The sequence below is a fragment of the Nonomuraea zeae genome, from assembly GCF_005889725.1.
Lineage (GTDB): Bacteria > Actinomycetota > Actinomycetes > Streptosporangiales > Streptosporangiaceae > Nonomuraea > Nonomuraea zeae.
The window spans coordinates 1-17884 of the sequence record NZ_VCKX01000004.1; the positions used below are offsets into that span (position 1 = coordinate 1).

The 17884-nt window shown below is 71.6% G+C and carries 16 protein-coding genes and 1 pseudogene; 9 read left to right on the forward strand and 8 right to left on the reverse strand.

Annotated features, from left to right (window positions below; translation table 11 throughout):
• The coding region (locus tag ETD85_RS02015) for an FG-GAP repeat domain-containing protein (protein ID WP_138687846.1) at window positions 1–1298 on the reverse strand (1298 nt) is incomplete at its 3' end.
• Between the two features lie 65 nt (window positions 1299–1363).
• Entirely contained in the window at window positions 1364–2683 is a 1320-nt protein-coding gene (locus ETD85_RS02020; RefSeq protein WP_170246463.1) for an FG-GAP-like repeat-containing protein, read from the reverse strand.
• A 200-nt stretch (window positions 2684–2883) separates the two neighbouring features.
• Between ETD85_RS02020 and ETD85_RS67405 the strand changes: the two genes are divergently transcribed.
• The 3 genes and pseudogenes from ETD85_RS67405 to ETD85_RS65445 all read left to right on the forward strand — a co-directional run bounded on the left by ETD85_RS67405 (window position 2884) and on the right by ETD85_RS65445 (window position 3651).
• A complete protein-coding gene (locus tag ETD85_RS67405; RefSeq protein WP_206058028.1) occupies window positions 2884–3309 on the forward strand; it encodes a GntR family transcriptional regulator in 426 nt (141 codons plus the stop codon).
• Window positions 3198–3431, forward strand: a pseudogene (locus ETD85_RS67410) (UTRA domain-containing protein); the annotation flags it as partial. The gene ETD85_RS67405 and the pseudogene ETD85_RS67410, both read left to right, overlap by 112 nt.
• A gap of 55 nt (window positions 3432–3486) precedes the next feature.
• Window positions 3487–3651 carry a hypothetical protein gene (locus ETD85_RS65445; protein WP_240778798.1) on the forward strand — a complete coding sequence of 55 codons (165 nt, stop codon included), beginning with the start codon at window positions 3487–3489 and terminating at the stop codon, window positions 3649–3651.
• On the opposite strand, the gene ETD85_RS02035 is transcribed toward ETD85_RS65445, so the two are convergent.
• The gene (locus tag ETD85_RS02035; RefSeq protein WP_138687848.1) at window positions 3629–4426 is read right to left on the reverse strand and encodes an IclR family transcriptional regulator; all 798 of its coding nucleotides are present in this window, start codon (window positions 4424–4426) and stop codon (window positions 3629–3631) included. The two genes, ETD85_RS65445 and ETD85_RS02035, sit on opposite strands and share 23 nt — an antisense overlap.
• A 110-nt stretch (window positions 4427–4536) precedes the next feature.
• Here ETD85_RS02035 and ETD85_RS02040 point away from each other — a divergent pair, with 110 nt between their 5' ends.
• From ETD85_RS02040 to ETD85_RS02060, 5 genes are all read left to right on the forward strand, one after another.
• On the forward strand, window positions 4537–5703 hold the full coding sequence (locus tag ETD85_RS02040) for a cupin domain-containing protein (RefSeq protein WP_138687849.1): 1167 nt from the start codon (window positions 4537–4539) through the stop codon (window positions 5701–5703).
• Window positions 5700–6536 (forward strand): fumarylacetoacetate hydrolase family protein, encoded by an 837-nt coding sequence (locus tag ETD85_RS02045; RefSeq protein WP_138687850.1) that lies wholly within the window; start codon window positions 5700–5702, stop codon window positions 6534–6536. Before ETD85_RS02040 ends, ETD85_RS02045 begins: the two co-directional genes overlap by 4 nt.
• The gene (locus ETD85_RS02050) at window positions 6533–7336 is read left to right on the forward strand and encodes a maleylpyruvate isomerase family mycothiol-dependent enzyme (RefSeq protein WP_206058030.1); all 804 of its coding nucleotides are present in this window, start codon (window positions 6533–6535) and stop codon (window positions 7334–7336) included. The genes ETD85_RS02045 and ETD85_RS02050 overlap by 4 nt, the downstream gene beginning before the upstream one ends.
• A 31-nt stretch (window positions 7337–7367) precedes the next feature.
• On the forward strand, window positions 7368–8615 hold the full coding sequence (locus ETD85_RS02055) for an FAD-dependent monooxygenase (RefSeq protein ID WP_138687851.1): 1248 nt from the start codon (window positions 7368–7370) through the stop codon (window positions 8613–8615).
• 71 nt (window positions 8616–8686) lie between these two features.
• Window positions 8687–9715, forward strand: coding sequence for a LacI family DNA-binding transcriptional regulator (locus tag ETD85_RS02060; RefSeq protein ID WP_138687852.1), 1029 nt, complete (start codon window positions 8687–8689; stop codon window positions 9713–9715).
• 49 nt (window positions 9716–9764) lie between these two features.
• Here ETD85_RS02060 and ETD85_RS02065 read toward each other — a convergent pair whose 3' ends face one another.
• The 5 genes from ETD85_RS02065 to ETD85_RS02085 all read right to left on the reverse strand — a co-directional run bounded on the left by ETD85_RS02065 (window position 9765) and on the right by ETD85_RS02085 (window position 15225).
• Window positions 9765–10535: an ABC transporter ATP-binding protein gene (locus ETD85_RS02065; RefSeq protein WP_138687853.1), complete on the reverse strand. Its 771-nt coding sequence runs from the start codon at window positions 10533–10535 to the stop codon at window positions 9765–9767.
• The gene (locus ETD85_RS02070; RefSeq protein WP_240778799.1) at window positions 10532–11314 is read right to left on the reverse strand and encodes an ABC transporter permease; all 783 of its coding nucleotides are present in this window, start codon (window positions 11312–11314) and stop codon (window positions 10532–10534) included. The genes ETD85_RS02065 and ETD85_RS02070 overlap by 4 nt, the downstream gene beginning before the upstream one ends.
• A 100-nt stretch (window positions 11315–11414) precedes the next feature.
• On the reverse strand, window positions 11415–12641 hold the full coding sequence (locus ETD85_RS02075; RefSeq protein ID WP_138687855.1) for an ROK family transcriptional regulator: 1227 nt from the start codon (window positions 12639–12641) through the stop codon (window positions 11415–11417).
• A gap of 48 nt (window positions 12642–12689) precedes the next feature.
• On the reverse strand, window positions 12690–13694 hold the full coding sequence (locus ETD85_RS02080) for an aliphatic sulfonate ABC transporter substrate-binding protein (RefSeq protein WP_138687856.1): 1005 nt from the start codon (window positions 13692–13694) through the stop codon (window positions 12690–12692).
• Between the two features lie 43 nt (window positions 13695–13737).
• On the reverse strand, window positions 13738–15225 hold the full coding sequence (locus ETD85_RS02085; RefSeq protein ID WP_240778801.1) for a sulfatase family protein: 1488 nt from the start codon (window positions 15223–15225) through the stop codon (window positions 13738–13740).
• Window positions 15226–15392: 167 nt separating this feature from the next.
• Between ETD85_RS02085 and ETD85_RS02090 the strand changes: the two genes are divergently transcribed.
• A complete protein-coding gene (locus ETD85_RS02090; RefSeq protein WP_138687857.1) occupies window positions 15393–17768 on the forward strand; it encodes a family 20 glycosylhydrolase in 2376 nt (791 codons plus the stop codon).
• The last annotated feature ends 116 nt before the right edge of the window (window positions 17769–17884 follow it).

A 17884-nucleotide genomic window follows, 5' to 3' on the forward strand; every position in this document is an offset into this window, starting at 1 on the left:
TCGATCCGGCCGGCGAAGTTGTTGGCGCCCTTGCCGTTCCAGACCTGGAGATGGTCGTTGAGTACGGCCGCGATGTCGGTGTGACCGTCGCTGTTGATGTCGCCCAAGGTCATCAGGGTGGCGGCGTACGGGGTCCAGCCCGGGCCCAGCGCGATGGCGCCGGTGAAGTTGTTGCTGCCCTTGCCGTTCCAGACGTGCAGGGTGCCGTCCTTGACCGCGGCCAGGTCGCCGATGCCGTCGCTGTTGAAGTCACCGCTGATGGGCCGGCTGTACTGTCCCCAGTTCGCGCCGATCTCGATCCGGCTGGAGAAGTTGTTGGCGCCCTTGCCGTTCCACACGTGGAAGGTGTCGTTGGCGATCGCGCCGATGTCGGTCTTGCCGTCGCCGTTGATGTCACCCACGTTCATCAGCGTCGCGGCGTACGGCGTCCAGCCCGGGCCCAGCGCGATCGCACCGGCGAAGTTGTTGGCGCCCTTGCCGTTCCACACGTGCAGGGTGCCGTCCTTGACCGCCAGCAGATCGCTGATCCCGTCACTGTTGAAGTCACCGCTGATGGGCCGGCTGTACTGCTCCCAGTTCGGGCCGATCTCGATCCGGCTGGTGAAGTTGTTGCTGCCCCTGCCGTTCCACACGTGCAGCGTCCCGGTCGCCTCGGAGAAGATGTCACCGATGCCATCGGAGTTGAAGTCCGCGCCGTGCAGCACAGGCGTGGTCCAGAGCGCCTCGACGATCTTCTGCGCGTCGCCGGCCTCAGGCTGGTAGCGGTCCGGGTAGGCGGACACCTGGACGGCCTGGCACACCTCGCCGATCGGCTCCCCCTTCCAGCTGTCGCCCGGATAGATCCGGACCATCTTGTTCAGGAAGGCGTTGGTCGCCCAGATCGGATCGAGCCGCTCGTTCACGCTGCCCCAGGAGGCGCGCTGCTGGAACAGGCCCAGGCTGTCGTGGTCGACCGTCTCGCTGATGTTCTGGATGCTGGTTTCCACGATCGTGGTGGTGACCGCGATGACCGCCGCCCGCTGCGCCATGCCGCGGTCCTGTACGGCCTGCACGACCTTGCGCGCGCACGAGACGCGGTAGGCCGACATGTAGCCGTCCATCTTGCCGGTGAGCACGCGGTTCAGCTGCGTGGCCAGGGTGGCGTCGCGGCTGGTCGTGCCCTTGGGGTCGCAGGGAGCGGTGGCGTAGGCGATGGTCACGTCGCCGGACAGCGGTTCGGGGTCGTCCGCGGCGTACGCCGGGGTGGCAGAGCATAAGGCCAGGACCGTGAGAACGGTCAGCACTCTCTTCGAGATCATCTGCTGCTCTTTCGAACGCGGGGTGCCGGCCTTGCGGGCAGGGCCGGCACCCGGGGAAATGGGGGTCAGACCGGGAAGTACGGCGTCCAGCCGGGGCCGAGTTCGATCCGGCCGGCGAAGTTGTTGGCGCCCTTGCCGTTCCAGACCTGGAGATGGTCGTTGAGTACGGCCGCGATGTCGGTGTGACCGTCGCTGTTGATGTCGCCCAAGGTCATCAGGGTGGCGGCGTACGGGGTCCAGCCCGGGCCCAGCGCGATGGCGCCGGTGAAGTTGTTGCTGCCCTTGCCGTTCCAGACGTGCAGGGTGCCGTCCTTGACCGCGGCCAGGTCGCCGATGCCGTCGCTGTTGAAGTCACCGCTGATGGGCCGGCTGTACTGTCCCCAGTTCGCGCCGATCTCGATGCGGCTGGAGAAGTTGTTGGCGCCCTTGCCGTTCCACACGTGGAAGGTGTCGTTGGCGATCGCGCCGATGTCGGTCTTGCCGTCGCCGTTGATGTCACCCACGTTCATCAGCGTCGCGGCGTACGGCGTCCAGCCCGGGCCCAGCGCGATCGCACCGGCGAAGTTGTTGGCGCCCTTGCCGTTCCACACGTGCAGGGTGCCGTCCTTGACCGCCAGCAGATCGCTGATCCCGTCACTGTTGAAGTCACCGCTGATGGGCCGGCTGTACTGCTCCCAGTTCGGGCCGATCTCGATCCGGCTGGTGAAGTTGTTGCTGCCCCTACCGTTCCACACGTGCAACGTCCCGGTCGCCTCGGAGAAGATGTCACCGATGCCGTCGGAGTTGAAGTCCGCGCCGAACAGGTTGGGCTTCGTGCAGCCGTTGAGGCTCGCGACGTTGCGCCACTCGCCGCCCGGTGCGGGCCCGTACGCCTTGCCGTCGAACCTGGCCGTGACGCGCTCGGCCCCCTCGAAGCCCCAGCTGGCGGAGCCGTCGCCGTTGGCGTCGTAGCCCTGCTCGTAGTGCAGGTGCGGGCTCCCGTTCGAGGTCGGCCCGGTGTGCCCGACCCGGCCGATGGTCTGGCCCTGCGTGACCCGGTCGCCCACGCTCACGGAGCGCGACTGCAGGTGGATGTAGGTGGTGAAGTGGCCGCCGCCGTGATCGATCTGGATCATGTTGCCGGCGTTGGAGTGGTAGTAGGACTGGTTCACCTCGCCGGCCGCGGGGGCGACCAGCCGCGAGCCCTCGGTTTCCGACTGCGGCTCGCGGACCATGTCCAGCGCGGGGGCGTGGGTCGAGTCCCAGGTGTTCAGCCGCCACTTCTGGCCGCACGGGAAGGGCAGCTGGAAGTCGGGGGCCGCGGCGGCGGGGGTCGAGGTCACGACCAGGCCACCGGCGACGACCGCGAGGAACATGGCCGCGCCGGCTAAGCGTCTTTTCAGCACGTCGTACCTTTCGCAGATTGTTTGCGGAGAAAGGCCCGACACACGGAGGAACCTCCGTCGTGCGTGCCGGTACGTTACCGGACAGTAGGTTCTGGCGGTATATCCCAGGTATGTCGCGGCCATCGCTCAAATTTGCGCCAATGTGCTTGACTGCCTGCAGATGGACCCCGGTGATCAGCAAGTGGAGGACCCGAACACTCATGGCGAACAGCGAACTCGATCTCTCGTCCGGGGTCCCCTTGTATCGGCAGATCAAAGACATCCTGCTGGCGGAGATCACCGGCGGGCTCGCGGACCCGCACAAACCCATGACCGAGGAGCAGCTGCTCAGCCGCTTCGAGGTGAGCCGGGCACCCATCCGCCAAGCGCTCAAGGAGCTGGCCGGCGAGGGGTACGTCTACCGGAAGCAGGGCAAGGGGACGTTCCCGGTTCCGGGTGCCCGGGTCCGCCGGCCGGCCGACGTCCGGCCGACGTCCGGCCGGGGGCTCTGTACCAGTACCTCTCCGAGAGCGGCCTGCACCCCGCGTCGAAGGTGTCCGGCATCGAACGGGCGGAGCCGCCCGCCCGGATCAGGCACCGCCTGGAGATCGGGGCGGATGAGCGGCTCCTGCATTTCACCCGGTTGATCTCGGTCGAGGACGAGCCGCTCGTCGAGGCCAGCGTCTATGTCCGCGCGCCCGAGGAGTTCAGCCCCACGGCCGCGGAGCTGGAGGACAAGGGCTCCGCCTTCGAGCTGCTGAAGAGCGAGTTCGCCATCACGCTACCCCTTCGCGAACGCCTTCAGGCCGGGGCACCGCCTGGAGGTGGAGCTTTCGTGCAACGAGCCGCTGGCCGACGCCCACAACTCCCTGCTGCCGCCGGAGGCCATGCACCTGCCGTCGGGTCGCGCGACGAGCCACAAGGTGTATCGCGACGCCGCCCACCAGTCGCGGCTCGTCCTGCCGTTCACGACCCGTAAGGCGCCGTAGCCGGGGCGGGCCGGCCGGCGCCGCCCATCTCCTCCTCGATGTCGCGGGCGGTCAGGGACAGGGCGCTGACCAGCTCCGGGAGCCGGTCCCGCGAGAAGCGGCTGGTGGGCATCGACACCGACACGGCCGCCAGGGCGCGGCCGTCCTCACCGCGTACGGCCCGGCCGACGGCGGTGACGCCCGATTCGGTCTTGCCGGCGTTGATGGCGAACCCCCGGTCGCGGACGTTGCGCAGCTCGCGGCGCAGCGCCGCCAGGTTGGGCCGCTGGTCCAGGCGGTCGCCCCACTTCTCCGGGTCGTAGAGCGCGTCGAGCCGCTCCGGCGGCAGGTCGGCGAGCATGACCTTGCCGCCCGAGACGAGGTGCGCGGGGAAGACCATGCCCTCGCGGTTGCCGACCCGCAGCGCCCTGGTGCATTCGACCGACCCGATGAACCGGACGTGGTCGCCGGACAGGATCTGCAGGTTCGCGCTTTCCTGGACCCGCTCGACCAGGGCGGCCAGGTGCGGCATGGCGATCGAGCGCAGCAGCGCGGTGCGCGACTGGGAGCTGCCGCCCAGCGAGAGCACCGGGCCGGCGGCGTAGAGGTGGTCCTCGCGGCGGATCGCGAAGTCGCGGTAGACGAGCATGGCCAGCAGCCGGTGCGCGGTGGAGGGCGCCACCCCGAGCCGCCGCGCGGCCTCGCCCACGCCGAACGGGCCCTCGACCTGCAGCATGACCGCGAGCTGCAGCGCGTGATCGACGCTGCGTACCAGGTAGTTGGGAGGATTCTTCACAGCAGAATCTCCTATTCTTTTCCGTCCCCCACGATACAAGCTGGAACCCGCGCGGGACCGGCGGCCGGTCGCCGCCGCGCACCCCCGCGTCGCAGGAGCTAGGAGTAGACATGATCGAGACCGCGAACTCCCCCGTTCGCCTCACCGCGGTCGACTCGCCGGACCAGCCGACGCCGTCGGCGGCACTGCGGGAGCTGTACCGCGGCTTCGAGAAGGAGCTGCTGGTCCCGCTGTGGACCGAGATCGGCGACCTGATGCCGCCGCACCCCCGGTCCAAGGCGGTCCCGCACCTGTGGCGGTGGCAGAACCTGCTGGCGCTGGCGGACCGCTCCGGGCACCTGGTGCCGGTCGGCCGGGGAGGGGAACGCCGGGCGATCGCGCTGGCCAACCCCGCGCTCGGCGGCCGGCCGTTCGCGACGCCGACGCTGTGGGCCGCGATCCAGTACCTCATGCCGGGCGAGGACGCTCCCGAGCACCGGCACACCCAGCACGCGTTCCGCTTCGTCGTCGAGGGCGAGGGCGTGTGGACGGTGGTCGAGGGCGATCCGGTGCCCATGCGGCGCGGCGACTTCCTGCCCCAGGCCGGGTGGAACTGGCACGCCCATCACAACGCGGCCGACCAGCCGATGGCGTGGATCGACGGCCTGGACATCCCGTTCCAGTACGTCACCGAATCCCAGTTCTTCGAGTTCGGCCGCGACCAGATCAGCGCGGATGAGCGCACCACCCCCGAACGGTCCCGGTCGGAACGGCTGTGGGGGCACCCCGGGCTGCGCCCGGCCTCGCTGCTCGGCGCCCGGCCCGGCACCCCGCTGCTGGCCTACCGCTGGGCCGATACCGACCGCGCGCTGACGGACCAGCTCGAACTCGAGGCCGAGGGCCATGCGGGGACGGTCGAGCCGGGCCACGCGGCGGTGCGGTACGTCAACCCCACCACCGGAGGCGACGTCCTGCCGACCATCCGGGTCGAGATGCACCGCATCCGCAGCGGCGCGGAAACCGCGCCCCGCCGGGAGGCCGGCTCCTCGGTGTACCAGGTCTTCGACGGGAGCGGGCGGGTCACGGTCGGCGACGTGTCCTGGTCGGTCACCCGGGGCGACCTGTTCGTCGTCCCCTCCTGGACGCCGTTCTCGGCGAAGTCCGAGGCCTCGGCGTCCGACTCCGACTCCGACTCCGCCGCGCTCGACCTCTTCCGATTCAGCGACGGGCCCATCTTCGAGGCGCTGCACCTGGATCGCGCGCAGGTGGAACCCCGTGTGAAAGGAACCAACGCATGAAGCTCGCCACCATCCGCACCGCCGACGGCCGCACCCGCGCCGCCCGGGTCGAGGGGGAGACCCTGATCGACCTGGGCCTCGCCGACGTCGGCGAGCTGCTGGCCCGGCCGGACTGGGCGGAGCACGCCGCGCGGGCAGAAGAGCCCGTGGCGGGGAGCGCGGGCTACGCGCCCGTCGTGCCCCGGCCCGGCAAGATCGTCTGTGTCGGGCTGAACTACCGCAACCACATTCTGGAGATGGGCCGGGAGCTGCCGCAGTACCCGACGTTGTTCGCCAAGTATCCCGAGGCGCTCGTCGGCGCGTACGACGAGATCCGGCTCCCGCCGGAGTCCGATCAGGTGGACTGGGAGGCCGAGCTCGCGATCGTCATCGGCAGGAGCGTGCGGCGCGCCGGCGAGGACGAGGCCGCCGCGGCCATCGCGGGGTTCGCCGTACTCAACGACGTCACCATGCGTGACTGGCAGTACCGCTCCCCCATGTGGCTGCAGGGCAAGACCTGGGAGGGCAGCACCCCCTTCGGCCCCTACCTGGTCACCCCCGACGAGCTGCCCGGCGGCAGCCGGCCCGCTCTCACCCTGACCGGGTCGGTCGACGGCGAGGTGGTGCAGCAGGCCGACACCTCCGACCTCGTGTTCGACCCCGTCGCGCTGGTCAGGTACGTCTCCACGATCCTCACGCTCGCCCCTGGCGACGTCATCGCCTCCGGGACGCCGGGCGGGGTGGGTCACGCGCGCAAGCCGGCCCGCTACCTCACCGACGGCAGCGTCCTGGCCACCGAGATCACCGGGCTCGGCCGCTCGGAGGTCAAGGCCGTCGCCGAGCCGGTCACATGATGGCCGCGAACCGGAGCAGGGCTGATGGCCTGCGGTGGACGGCCCGGGGCAGCGAGCTCTTCTTCGGCGCCCTGGCCGCGCTGCCGGACGACCGGCTGGACCGGCCGACGGCGCTGGCGGGCTGGAGCGGCAAGCACCTGCTGGCGCACGTGGCCGCCAACGCCGACGCGCTGGTCAACCTGGCGCACTGGGCCCGTACGGGCGAGGAGCGGCCGATGTACTCCTCCCCCGCGCAGCGCGAGGAGGACATCGAGGCGGGCGCGAAGTCGCCGGCGAGCGAGCTGCGGGCCTGGGCCGTACGGGCCGCCGAGACCCTGGACGCGCGGCTCGCCGAGCTGGACGAGCGGCAGTGGCGGCGGAACGTCCGCACCGCCCAGGGCCGCACCGTCACCGCCGAAGAGATCCCCTGGATGCGCGCACGCGAGGTCATGGTGCACGCCGTCGACCTCGGCGCGGGGGTGGAGTTCGGCGATCTTCCTGCGGACTTCCTCGCCGCGCTGATCGATGACATCACCGCCAAGCGCTCCGCCGCCGCCGAGCCCGCGCTCACCCTCACGGCCACCGACCACGGCGGCACGTGGGCGGTCATCAGCTCGGGTGAGCCCGCCCAGGTCACCGGCTCGGGCGACCCCGCCCAGGGCACCGGCTCGGGCGACCCCGCCCAGGGCACCGGCTCGGGTGAGCCCGCCGTCGTCACCGGCACCCTCGCCGGGCTGGCCGCCTACCTCTCCGGCCGCCGGTCGGACGGCGTCACCGGCGCGAGGGGCGAGCCGGCGCCGCGGCTTCCCCGGTGGCTCTAGCCGGCGCCAGTCGAGAAAGGAATCACAGGACATGTCTGAACAGAGCCCCGGCGTCGACGTCGTGGTGGTGGGCGGAGGCATCGGCGGGCTGGCCAACGCCCTGGCGCTCACCCTCAAGGGCCTGCGGGTACGGGTGCTCGAACAGGCCCACGAGTTCGGCGAGGTCGGCGCCGGCCTGCAGATCGCGCCCAACTGCACCCGCATCCTGCACCACTGGGGCCTGCTCGACGAGGTCAAGTCACTCGGCGTGCTCCCCGAGAGCATCGTCATGAAGGACGCGCTCAACGGCGACGTCCTCACCAGGCTCGACCTGCGGGACGTGGAGCGGCGCTACGGCTTCCCCTACATGGTGATCCACCGCAGCGACCTGCACGGCACGCTGCTGCGCGCGTGCCGGCGCGCCGGGGTGGAGCTCGTCAACGACGTCGCGGTGACCGGGTACGAGCAGGCCGAAGGCGGCGCCGTCGCGGTGCACGACGGGGGCCGCGAGTCCGCCCAGGTCGTGCTCGCCGCCGACGGGCTCCGCTCCGTGGCCCGCCGGATCGTCAGCGACGACGAGCCGGTCAGCTCCGCGTACGTCGCCTACCGGGGCGCGGTGCCCTTCGACCAGGTCGCCGGCCTGGACGCGCAGCCCAAGGACGTGGTCGTCCACGTCGGGCCTCGGTGCCATTTCGTCCAGTACTCGCTGCGCCAGGGAGAGATGTTCAACCAGGTCGCGGTGTTCGAGTCGCCGAAGGCGCTGGCGGGCGAGGCGGACTGGGGCACCCCCGACGAGCTGGACGCGGCGTTCGCGGCCACCTGCGACCAGGTGCGCGCCGGCCTGCCGCTGATGTGGCGCGACCGCTGGTGGCGGATGTACGACCGCGAGCCGATCATGAACTGGGTGCGAGGCCGGATCGCCCTCACCGGGGACGCCGCGCACCCGCCCCTGCAGTATCTGGCGCAGGGCGCGGTCATGGCGATGGAGGACGCGTGGGTGCTGTCGGAGCACGTGGGCGCGCGGGGCGGGGCGGGCGCCCCGGGCACCTCGGCGGGCGTCGACTGGGACGCGGCGCTGGCGGCCTACAACGCCGTCCGCCCCCAGCACTGCCGAAGGGTGCAGACCACGGCGCGGGCCTGGGGGAACCTGTGGCACCACGACGGCGAGAAGCGGGAGTGGCGCAACGCGGTGCTCCGTGAGCGCGACGTCTACGACTACGGCTATGTGGACTGGCTCTTCGGGCCGACGGCTCTCACCCCCGGGCACCTGCCGCCGATGTTCCCCGAGTACGGCGAGTGACCCCTTCGCGCAGCTCGTAGCCCGGCGACACGCCTCCCCGTTGATGGTCATCGCGTAGCTAGACTGCGCCCATGACCGCGGAGTCGTCTCCCCTCACCACCGCGCAGCTCGCCGCGCTGGCCGGGGTGTCCACCGCGACGGTGTCCAAGGTGGTGAACGGCCGTTCCGAGGTCTCATCGGAAACCCGGGCGGCCGTGGAGGAGCTCATCAGGCGGCACGGCTACCGCCGGCAGCGCCGGCGCTCGGCCTCCGCCGCCCTGGTCGAGGTGGTCTTCCACGCGCTGGAGGGCGACTATCCCATCGAGATCATCAAGGGCGTCGACGAGGTCGCGCGCGAGCACGAGCTCACGGTGGGGGTGTCGGAGCTGCAGCGCGGCGACGCCCCCGGCCAGGGCTGGCTGGACGGGGTGCTGCGCCGCCGCCCGACCGGCATCGGGGTGATCGCCGTGTTCTCCAGCCTGAGCGAGGCCCAGCGCGAGCAGCTCGCGCACCGCGAGATCCCGCTGGTCATGGTGGATCCGGCCGACGACCCCGGCAAGGGCGTCCCGTCGGTGGGCGCGAGCAACTGGAACGGCGGCCTGGCCGCCACCCGTCACCTGCTGGGGCTGGGGCATCGCCGCATCGCCGTCATCACGGGCCCGGACTACGCGCTGGCCTCCCGGGCCCGGCTCGACGGTTTCCGCACCGCCCTGGACATGGCGGGCGTGGCCGCCGACCCCGAGCTGGCGGGCCGGGGCGACTTCCTCATCGAGGGCGGCCTGGCCCAGGCGCGCCGGCTGCTGCGCCTGCCGGACCCGCCCACCGCGATCTTCGCCACGAACGACGGTCAGGCCATCGGCGTCTACCACGCGGCCCACGAGCTGGGCGTGCGCATTCCCGACGAGCTGAGCGTGATCGGCTTCGACGACCTGCCGTCGGTGCGGTGGGCGATCCCGCCGTTGACCACGATCCGCCAGCCCCTCGCCGAGATGGCCGCGGTGGCCGCCACGATGCTGGTGAAGCTGGCGAACGGCGAACCGCTGCCGCAGAGCCGCGTCGAGCTCGCCACCGAGCTCGTCATCCGGAAGAGCACGGCCCCTCCCCCGAAGAAGCGCCCCTGAGGTGCCGGGCGGTGTCCGCCCGGCGTGGTGGCGGCTTCCGAAAGTTCCGTCAGGCCGCGGCCGCCTGGTGGTACACCGAGTGCCAGACCTCGTTGCGGATGCGGGCGAACTCCGGCGACAGCCGCACCTCCTCGGTCCGCGGGTAGGGCAGGTCCACGTCGATGACCCGGTGGACGCGGCCGGGCCGGGCGGCCATGACCACGACCCGGTTGGCCAGGTAGACCGCCTCGTCCACGTCGTGCGTGATGAACATGACCGTGCGCCGCTCGCGGCTCCACGTGTCGAGGAGCTGGTCCTGCAGCTGCACCCTGGTGAGCGCGTCCAGCGCGCCGAACGGCTCGTCCATGAGCAGCACCTGCGGCCCGACGGCGTACGCGCGCGCGATCGCGCACCGCTGCTTCATCCCGCCGGACAGAGTCTTGGGCAGGGCGTCGGCGAAGTCGGTCAGCCCGACCAGGTCGATCGCGTGCTCGGCGCGCCGTCGCCGCTCCTGGGGGGAGATCGGCTGCAGTTTGAGCCCGAACTCGACGTTCTTGCGCACGGTCAGCCACGGGAACAGCGCGTACTGCTGGAAGATCACCCCACGGTCGGGGCCGGGGCCGGCCACGGGCGTGCCGTCCAGCAGGATCTGGCCCGTCCCCGGCTCGACCAGCCCGGCCGCCATGCTCATGAGCGTGCTCTTGCCGCAGCCGGACGGGCCGACGACGGTGACGAACTCGCGGTCGGCGATGTCCAGGTCCACCCGGTCGAGGGCGAGGAAGTCGCCGCCCTTGAGGGTGAACGACTTCGACACGTTCCGGAACGAGATCTTGGGGGTCATCGGCGCTCCTGCCATCCGGTCAGCCGGCGCTCGGCCAGCAGCAGGAGCCGGTCCATGACCAGGCCGAGCACCCCGATGCTGATCAGGCCGACGAAAATCGTGGGAAGGTCGTAGTAGAGCTGGGCCTGCTGCATGCGATAGCCCAGCCCCTCCTGGGCGGCGATCAGCTCGGCCGCCACGAGCGTCCCCCAGGCCGCGCCGAGGCCGATGCGCATGCCGACGATGATGAACGGCGTCGAGGCCGGCACCACCACCTTGACGAAGATCGTCCGGTCGGAGGCGCCCAGCACGCGGGCGGCGTTGATGAGGGTCCTGTCCACGTCCAGCACGCCCTGGAAGGTGGAGACCACGCTGGACAGGAACGCGGCCAGGAAGATGACGAACACCTTGGGCGTCTCGCCGATGCCCATCAGCAGAATGGCCAGCGGGATGGTCGCCAGCGGCGGGATCGTACGGAAGAACTGCACGTACGGCTCGATCAGGGCGCGGGCGGTCGCGTACCAGCCCATGAGGAAGCCGACGGGGATGGCCAGCACCGTCCCCAGCACGAACCCGGTGAAGACGCGGCGAAGGCTGGCCAGGATGTCGGCGGGGAGGGTGCCGTCGGCGACCAGCTCGGCACCGCGCCTGATCACCTCGGCCGGGCCCGACAGTCCCTGTATGCCGGCCAGGGACAGCGCGGTCCAGATGACGAGCCCGGCGATCACTGCCGTCACGTTGAGCACGAGCGTGCGGCCGGGGCGCGGGCGACGCCGGGGGGAGGCGGAAGGCTCGCTCATGGTCGCCGCGGTCATGGCTCTGAGCTCTGCATGGCGTCGTGGGTCCTCTCGGTGGTGGTGTCGGTGGTGGTCGCGGTGACCGCGGCGGCACGGACGCGGGTCACGGGACGTCGGGGCGGAGGTGGGCGGGGATCGAGGGCTCCTCGTGCAGGAGGAGGGCGATCGCGCCCATCGCGGAGGCGTTCACGCCGAGGTCCGCGGGGACGACGGCGATGTCGCGGGAGGACCGCGGCAGCGCCTGGCGGGCGATGGCCTCGCGGATCGGGTCGAGGACGAGGCTGCCCAGCCCGGCCAGCTCGCCCCCGATCACGACCAGCGCCGGGTCGAGCTGGGTGACGGTGCCCGCCAGCACGCGCCCCAGGTCGGCCGCGGCCGAGGCGACGACCTCGCACACGGCGGGCACCCGGTCCTGCACGGCGGTGACCAGCGCGTCCAGCGCGGGCAGCGGGACGCCGCGCGCGGCGCACTCCTCCAGCAGGCGCCGGCCGCCGATGCGTCCCTCCAGGCAGCCGTGCGAGCCGCAGTGGCAGGGCGGGCCTTCGGGGTCGATGGAGACGTGGCCGAGCTCCCCGCCCGCGCCGTGCGCGCCGCGCATCAGCCGCCCGCCGGCGATGAAGCCGCCGCCGACGCCGACCGACCAGCGCACGTACACCATGTCGCGCACCGATCGGGCGACCCCCCAGGTCGTCTCGGCGAGCGCGGCCAGCCGGGCGTTGTTGTCGACGGCCAGCCGCACGCCGAACTCCTCGCCGAGCCGCCGGGCCAGCGGCAGGTAGCGCGAGGGGACGGCCGGGGGCGTTCCGTCGGCGGCGGGCAGCCCGCTCGTCACGGTGACGTGCGGCAGGTGCTCGTCGACCACGCCGACGAGGCCGAGCCCGATCGACTCCAGGGCGTCCAGGTTCAGGCCGCGCCCGGCCGCGCTCTCGCGGACCAGCCGTACCGCGGTCTCCGCCTCCTCCTCCGGGCCGATGTCCTCGGGCAGGTCGGCCGAGGCGGTGGCGACCACCTGGTGCGCGGCGTTGGCCACGGCCAGGCGTACCCGGCTCCGTCCCAGATCCAGCCCCAGGAGCAGGCCGGCGTCGGGGTTGAGCGAGACCAGCGCGGCCGGTCTGCCGCGCCCGCGCGGCTCGGCCGCCGACCCCTCCGTCTCGATCACCACGCCGCGTTCGAGCAGGCCGGAGACGATCGCGAACATGGTGGTACGGGACAGTCCGGTGCGCTCGGTGAGCTGGGCGCGGCTCAGCCCGCCGGCGGCGCGCAGCGCGGACAGGACGGCGTCCTCGTGCACTCGCCGCAGCCGCTGCAGGGCGTCAGTGGGGGTCGACATGGCTACATGATGGTGGGAGAAGGCGTCTCATGAACTTTCCTGGCCGCGTCAGCCCGCCGCGGCGGTGTAGAGGTCGGCCGTGAGATAGGTGGCGGGATCGGGCGAGCTCGGCAGCTTGCCCATGGTGACGAAGAGGTCGGCCAGCCCCTTGTACCATCCGGCCACCGAGCCGTCCGCGACGAGCCCTTTCAGCTCCTGCGTCGGCAGGACCTTCGTCACGGTCGAGGCGCCCTTGAACTGCTCCGCGGGCGCCTTCAGGAACGTGGCCGTCAGCGTCTCGGCCTCGGTCAGGTTGGCCGCCACCCAGTCGTTGCCCTCCTGCAGCACCTTGAGCACCTTGGTGACCGTGCCCGCGTTCTCCGCGACGAGCTCGTTGCGGGCCACGAAGGAGCTGGGGAAGCTCAGCTTCGGGTAGTAGTCCTCGCTCTTGGTCAGCTCGACCAGGTCGGGGACGTTCTTCTTGATGGTGCCGATCAGCGGGTACCAGATGGCCGCGGCGTCGATCTGCTTGCCGCTGAAGGCCGTCACGACCGTGCTCGGGTCCATGTTGACCTTCTGCACGTCCTTGCCGGACAGGCCGGCCTCCTTCAGCGCCAGCTCCAGGATCATGTCGCCCGAGGTGCCCTCGGGCACCCCGACCTTCTTGCCCTTCAGGCCGGCGATGGAGGTGATGCCGGAGCCCGGATAGGTGATCACCCGGTCGGCCTGGCCCAGCATGTTGGGCGCGATGATCTTGGCTTTGCCGCTCGCGGGCAGCCACGCGGCGCCGGAGCCGATGTAGCCGAAGTCGATGTCGCCCGAGCCCAGCGCCTGGATCTGCAGCGGGCCGTTGGTGAACACCTTCAGCTCCGGCTCCAGCCCGTGCTTGGCCCACAGGCCCTGCTTGTCGGCGGCGGCGAGCACGGCCGCGCCGGAGAAGTCGGCGATGTACCCGAAGCGCACCGTCGCCGGCTCGGCGCCGGCGCTCTCAGGAGCTTCGGAGCCGCACCCGGCGGCGGGCAGGAGGACGGCCAGCGCCGCGAGGGCCGCTGCCAGGATGCGAGGACGCCTCATCGGCGGATCCTTTCTCGTTGATCGGGGGGATGACGGGACGGCCTCAGACCAGTTCGTCCGCGACGCCGTCCACGTCGGGGGCGCGGCCCTCGCCGATGTCGGCCATGTAGCTCATCCAGGTGTACGCGGGATCGCCGCGGCGCAGCAGCTCCCGGTAGAGCCGCACGGTCAGGTCCCTGCGGACCTCCGCGTAGGCGGGCACGGCGTAGACGTTGCGCAGCTCGTGCGGGTCGCTGTCCAGGTCGTACAGCTCGTGCACGCCTTCGGGGTTGAACACCAGCTTGTGGCGGCGGTCCCGGTACATGCGCTGGGAGTAGGGGAAGTGGTGGCCGTGGAACTCGGTGGTCACCGAGTCCCTGCCCTCGGCGGGCGCGCCGGAGACCAGCGGGAGCAGGCTCTCGCCGTCACACGGCTCCTGGGGCGGCAGCCCCGCCAGGTCGAGGATCGTGGGGTTGAGGTCGATCAGCGTGGCGAACGCGTCCACGGTGCGCGCCGGCGCGCCCGGCACCCGGATGATGCCGGGGATGCGGTAGATGTCCTCGTACATGGCCGGGCCCTTGTCGTTGAGCCGGTGCGCGCCGGTGAACTCGCCGTGGTCGGCCGTGAAGATCACCGCCGTGTCGTCCCACAGGCCCAGCTCGCGCATCGCGGACAGCAGGCGGCCGATCTGGGCGTCGATCAGGGACACGTAGCCCCAGTAGGCGGCGATCAGCTCGCGCCAGCCGGCGGCGTCGAAGTGGTCGGCCGACCAGTACTCCGAGTAGCGCCGCTGCACCTCCGGCTTGCCGTCGAAGGTCTCGGCCATGGACGCCGGCAACGGCACGCGCTCCGGGTCGTACATGCTGTAGTACTCGTCCGGGATCAGATACGGCAGGTGCGGGCCGTACCAGTGGCAGGACAGCATGAACGGCCGGCCGGACCGGTGGAAGTCGCGGGCGTAGCCCTCCAGCAGCTCCAGCGTCTGGTCGGCGAGGAAGGCCTCCACCGTGGCCTGCGCCGGCTGCTTCAGCCGCCCGGCGATGAGGTGGCCGCGGCCGGTGCCGTTCGCGGCCTTGCCGAAGACGGCCCGCTCCACCGCGAACGGCGGATGCCCCCGCTCCTTCAGCCACTGCTCGTAGGACGGGTGGTGGAAGGGGTTCAGCGCTCCGGGAAGGTGCTCGCCGTCCATGCCGTAATGCTCGGGCCCGCGCTCCCGGCCGATGTGCCACTTGCCGACGTGGCCCATGTTGTAGCCCGCGGCCAGCAGCGGCTCGGAAATGACCGGGTGCTGCTCGGCGACCTCGTCGCGGCCGCCGCCGTTGCGCTCGGGGTTGACGAGCAGGCCGTGCCTGAACGGGTGGAGCCCGGTGAACAGCGAGGCCCGGGCCGGGGTGCAGATCGCGGTCGGCGTGTAGAACCGGTCGAAGCGCGTGCCCTCCGCCGCCAAGCCGTCCAGCGCGGGCGTGTGTATCACCGGGTTGCCGTAGCAGCCGAGGGTGTCCACCCGATGCTGGTCGGTCATCAGGAACAGGACGTTGCGTGGACTGGTCACTCATGCTCCGATCGCCATTTAGTACAGAGCGTTTACGTTAAACGGCGAGCTGATGAGATCACAAGAGGAGTTGGCGGGCAATTGGGCGTTTTTTATTCCCGTCTATTGACCTAAATCGTCAGGCGTGGCCACACTGAGCGCTCACGCCCCCCAAGAGAAGGAGTCCCATGCGCCGCCCCCTCGCGACCCTCGCGGCCACCGCGCTCACGGCCGTGCTCCTGGTCCCGGCGCCCGCCGCCCGGGCCGCCGATCCTCCGTCCGACCTCGCCCGGACCGGCACGGCCACCGCGTCCAGCGTCGAACTGGACCGAGCCGACTTCGTGGCCGCCCACGTCAACGACGGCGACACCGCCACCCGCTGGTCGTCCAAGTACCAGGACGACAACTGGGTGCAGGTGCAGCTCGCCCGGCCGGCCGCGGTCGACCACGTGACGCTCCACTGGCCGAACGCCTGCGCCCGCGACTTCGTCCTGCAGACCTCGGCCGACGGCCGTACCTGGACCGACGTCGCCGCGCTGGAGCGCGACACCTGCCCGCGCACCGACGTCATCGACGTGCGCTCGGACCAGCCCGTCGGGTACGTGCGCGTGCAGGGCCGCAAGCGATGGGGCGCCTACGGCTACTCGATCTCCGCCTTCGAGATCTGGGACGGGCCGCCCGCCGCCCCCGAGCCCACCCTCGGCCTGATCCCGCAGCCGGTGTCCGTCACCGAGACCGGCGCCACCCCGTTCACCCTGCACCCGAACACCCGCATCCTGGCCGATGGCGACGGCGCGCAGGCGCCGGCCGGCTACCTGGCCAGGCTGCTGCGCCGCGCCACCGGCCAGAAGCTGAAGGTCGCCGCGCACGGCTCCGGACCCGCCCCGATCGTCGTCGAGGTCGGCGCGAGCAAGGGCCCCGAGGGCCACGAGGCCGAGGGCTACACGCTCTCGGTGACCGCCGCCGAGATCCGCCTGCGCGCCGCGACCCCGAACGGCGCGCTCAACGGCGTCCAGACGCTCCGCCAGCTCTTCCCGCAGTGGATCGAGTCGAAAGACGTCGTCGACACCGCGTGGACCGTGCCCGCCGTGCGGATCACCGACTACCCGCGCTTCGCGCACCGGGGCATGATGCTCGACGTCGCCCGCAGCTTCTACCCGGTGGGGGAGGTCAAGGCCGCCATCGACGCCGCCGCCCCGTTCAAGATCAACCGGCTCCACCTGCACCTGACCGACGACCAGGGCTGGCGCATCGCCGTAGGCAACCCGCCTGTCAGCCCGTCCGGCATCGACTACGGCCTGCTCACCCGGGTCGGCGGCGGCACCGCGATGACCGAGCGCGGCACCGAGCCCGGCATCACCGGTTTCTACACCAAGGCCGACTACGCCGAGATCGTCCGCTACGCCGGGGAGAACGGCATGACCGTGATCCCCGAGTTCGACATGCCCGGTCACGTCAACTCGGCGCTGCACTCCATCCCGCAGCTCAACACCGCGGGCTCCCGGCCACGGCCCGCGGCGGGCGAGACGACCGTCCCGCACAACGGCACCGGCTCCGTCGGCTACTCCTCCTTCGACGCGAACAGCGCGGTCACCTACGAGTTCGCCGAGCACGTGCTGACCGAGATCGCCGCCATGACCCCCGGCCCGTACCTGCACACCGGCGGCGACGAGGCGCACGTCACCAGCCACGCCGACTACGTCAAGATGGTGGACGCCTTCACCGCCCGCGTGCACGCACTCGGCAAGACCGTCGTCGGCTGGAACGAGTACACCGGCACCGCGCTGCCCCAGGACAACGCCGTGGTGCAGTTCTGGAACGGCGACCGCGCCGCCGTGGCCGGCGCCGTGAACGACCGCGGCGCCAAGGTCGTGCTGTCGCCGGCGGCCAACACGTACGTGCCGCAGAAGCAGGACCCCCGTCAGCCGGAGGGCGGCACCTGGGCGTGCGGCGGGGTCTGCGGTCTCGACCGCCACTACAACTGGGACCCCGGCACCTACATCCCCGGCATCCGGGAGAGCAGCGTGCTGGGCGTCGAGTCGGCGCTGTGGGGCGAGTTCATCCGCCGCCTCGCGCAGGCGCAGTACTACTCCTACCCGCGTCTCATCGCCACCGCCGAGGTCGGCTGGACCCCTCAGGCGCAGCGCGACTACACCGGCTTCACGACCCGGCTGTCGAAGATCGGCGGACGGCTGACCGTGCAGGGCACCAACTTCTTCCCCACCGCCGGCGTGCCGTGGCGCGTGGAGATCCTGGGCCCGCCGGTGACCGCCGAGGCCGGCCGGCCCACCGGCGCGACCTGGACCGTCACCGCCCCCGGCCGGTCCCCGGCCGAGCTCGACGCGGTCATCACCTGGAGCGACGGCACCGTGGAGCACCCGACGCCGGTCACGGCCCGGCAGGCGAGCATCCCCGGCATGCGCGTCAACGACTCCTTCAGCGTCACGTCGGGCAGGTCCTTCGCCGAGCCGGGAAAGCACACCGGCACGCTCACGGTCCGCACGCCCGGCCAGGCCCCGGTGACCGGCACCCTGACGGTCACCGTCCGCGGACCCCGCTCCTGACGGTCACCGTCCCCGGACCGCGCACCTGACGGTCACCGCCCGCGCACCGCGCGCCTGACGCGGGCGTGGAGCCGCCGGGCCGATCCGGCGTCGCGGCTTCGCCGGTCTCCGCGCGC

Bases quoted from the DNA above. Each gene is read 5' to 3' on its own strand.
- ETD85_RS67405 (WP_206058028.1), top strand. From the start codon at position 2,884: ATGGCGAACAGCGAACTCGATCTCTCGTCCGGGGTCCCCTTGTATCGG.
- ETD85_RS02040 (WP_138687849.1), top strand. From the start codon at position 4,537: ATGATCGAGACCGCGAACTCCCCCGTTCGCCTCACCGCGGTCGACTCG.
- ETD85_RS02045 (WP_138687850.1), top strand. From the start codon at position 5,700: ATGAAGCTCGCCACCATCCGCACCGCCGACGGCCGCACCCGCGCCGCC.
- ETD85_RS02050 (WP_206058030.1), top strand. From the start codon at position 6,533: ATGATGGCCGCGAACCGGAGCAGGGCTGATGGCCTGCGGTGGACGGCC.
- ETD85_RS02055 (WP_138687851.1), top strand. From the start codon at position 7,368: ATGTCTGAACAGAGCCCCGGCGTCGACGTCGTGGTGGTGGGCGGAGGC.
- ETD85_RS02060 (WP_138687852.1), top strand. From the start codon at position 8,687: ATGACCGCGGAGTCGTCTCCCCTCACCACCGCGCAGCTCGCCGCGCTG.
- ETD85_RS02065 (WP_138687853.1), bottom strand. From the start codon at position 10,535: ATGACCCCCAAGATCTCGTTCCGGAACGTGTCGAAGTCGTTCACCCTC.
- ETD85_RS02070 (WP_240778799.1), bottom strand. From the start codon at position 11,314: ATGAGCGAGCCTTCCGCCTCCCCCCGGCGTCGCCCGCGCCCCGGCCGC.
- ETD85_RS02075 (WP_138687855.1), bottom strand. From the start codon at position 12,641: ATGTCGACCCCCACTGACGCCCTGCAGCGGCTGCGGCGAGTGCACGAG.
- ETD85_RS02080 (WP_138687856.1), bottom strand. From the start codon at position 13,694: ATGAGGCGTCCTCGCATCCTGGCAGCGGCCCTCGCGGCGCTGGCCGTC.
- ETD85_RS02090 (WP_138687857.1), top strand. From the start codon at position 15,393: ATGCGCCGCCCCCTCGCGACCCTCGCGGCCACCGCGCTCACGGCCGTG.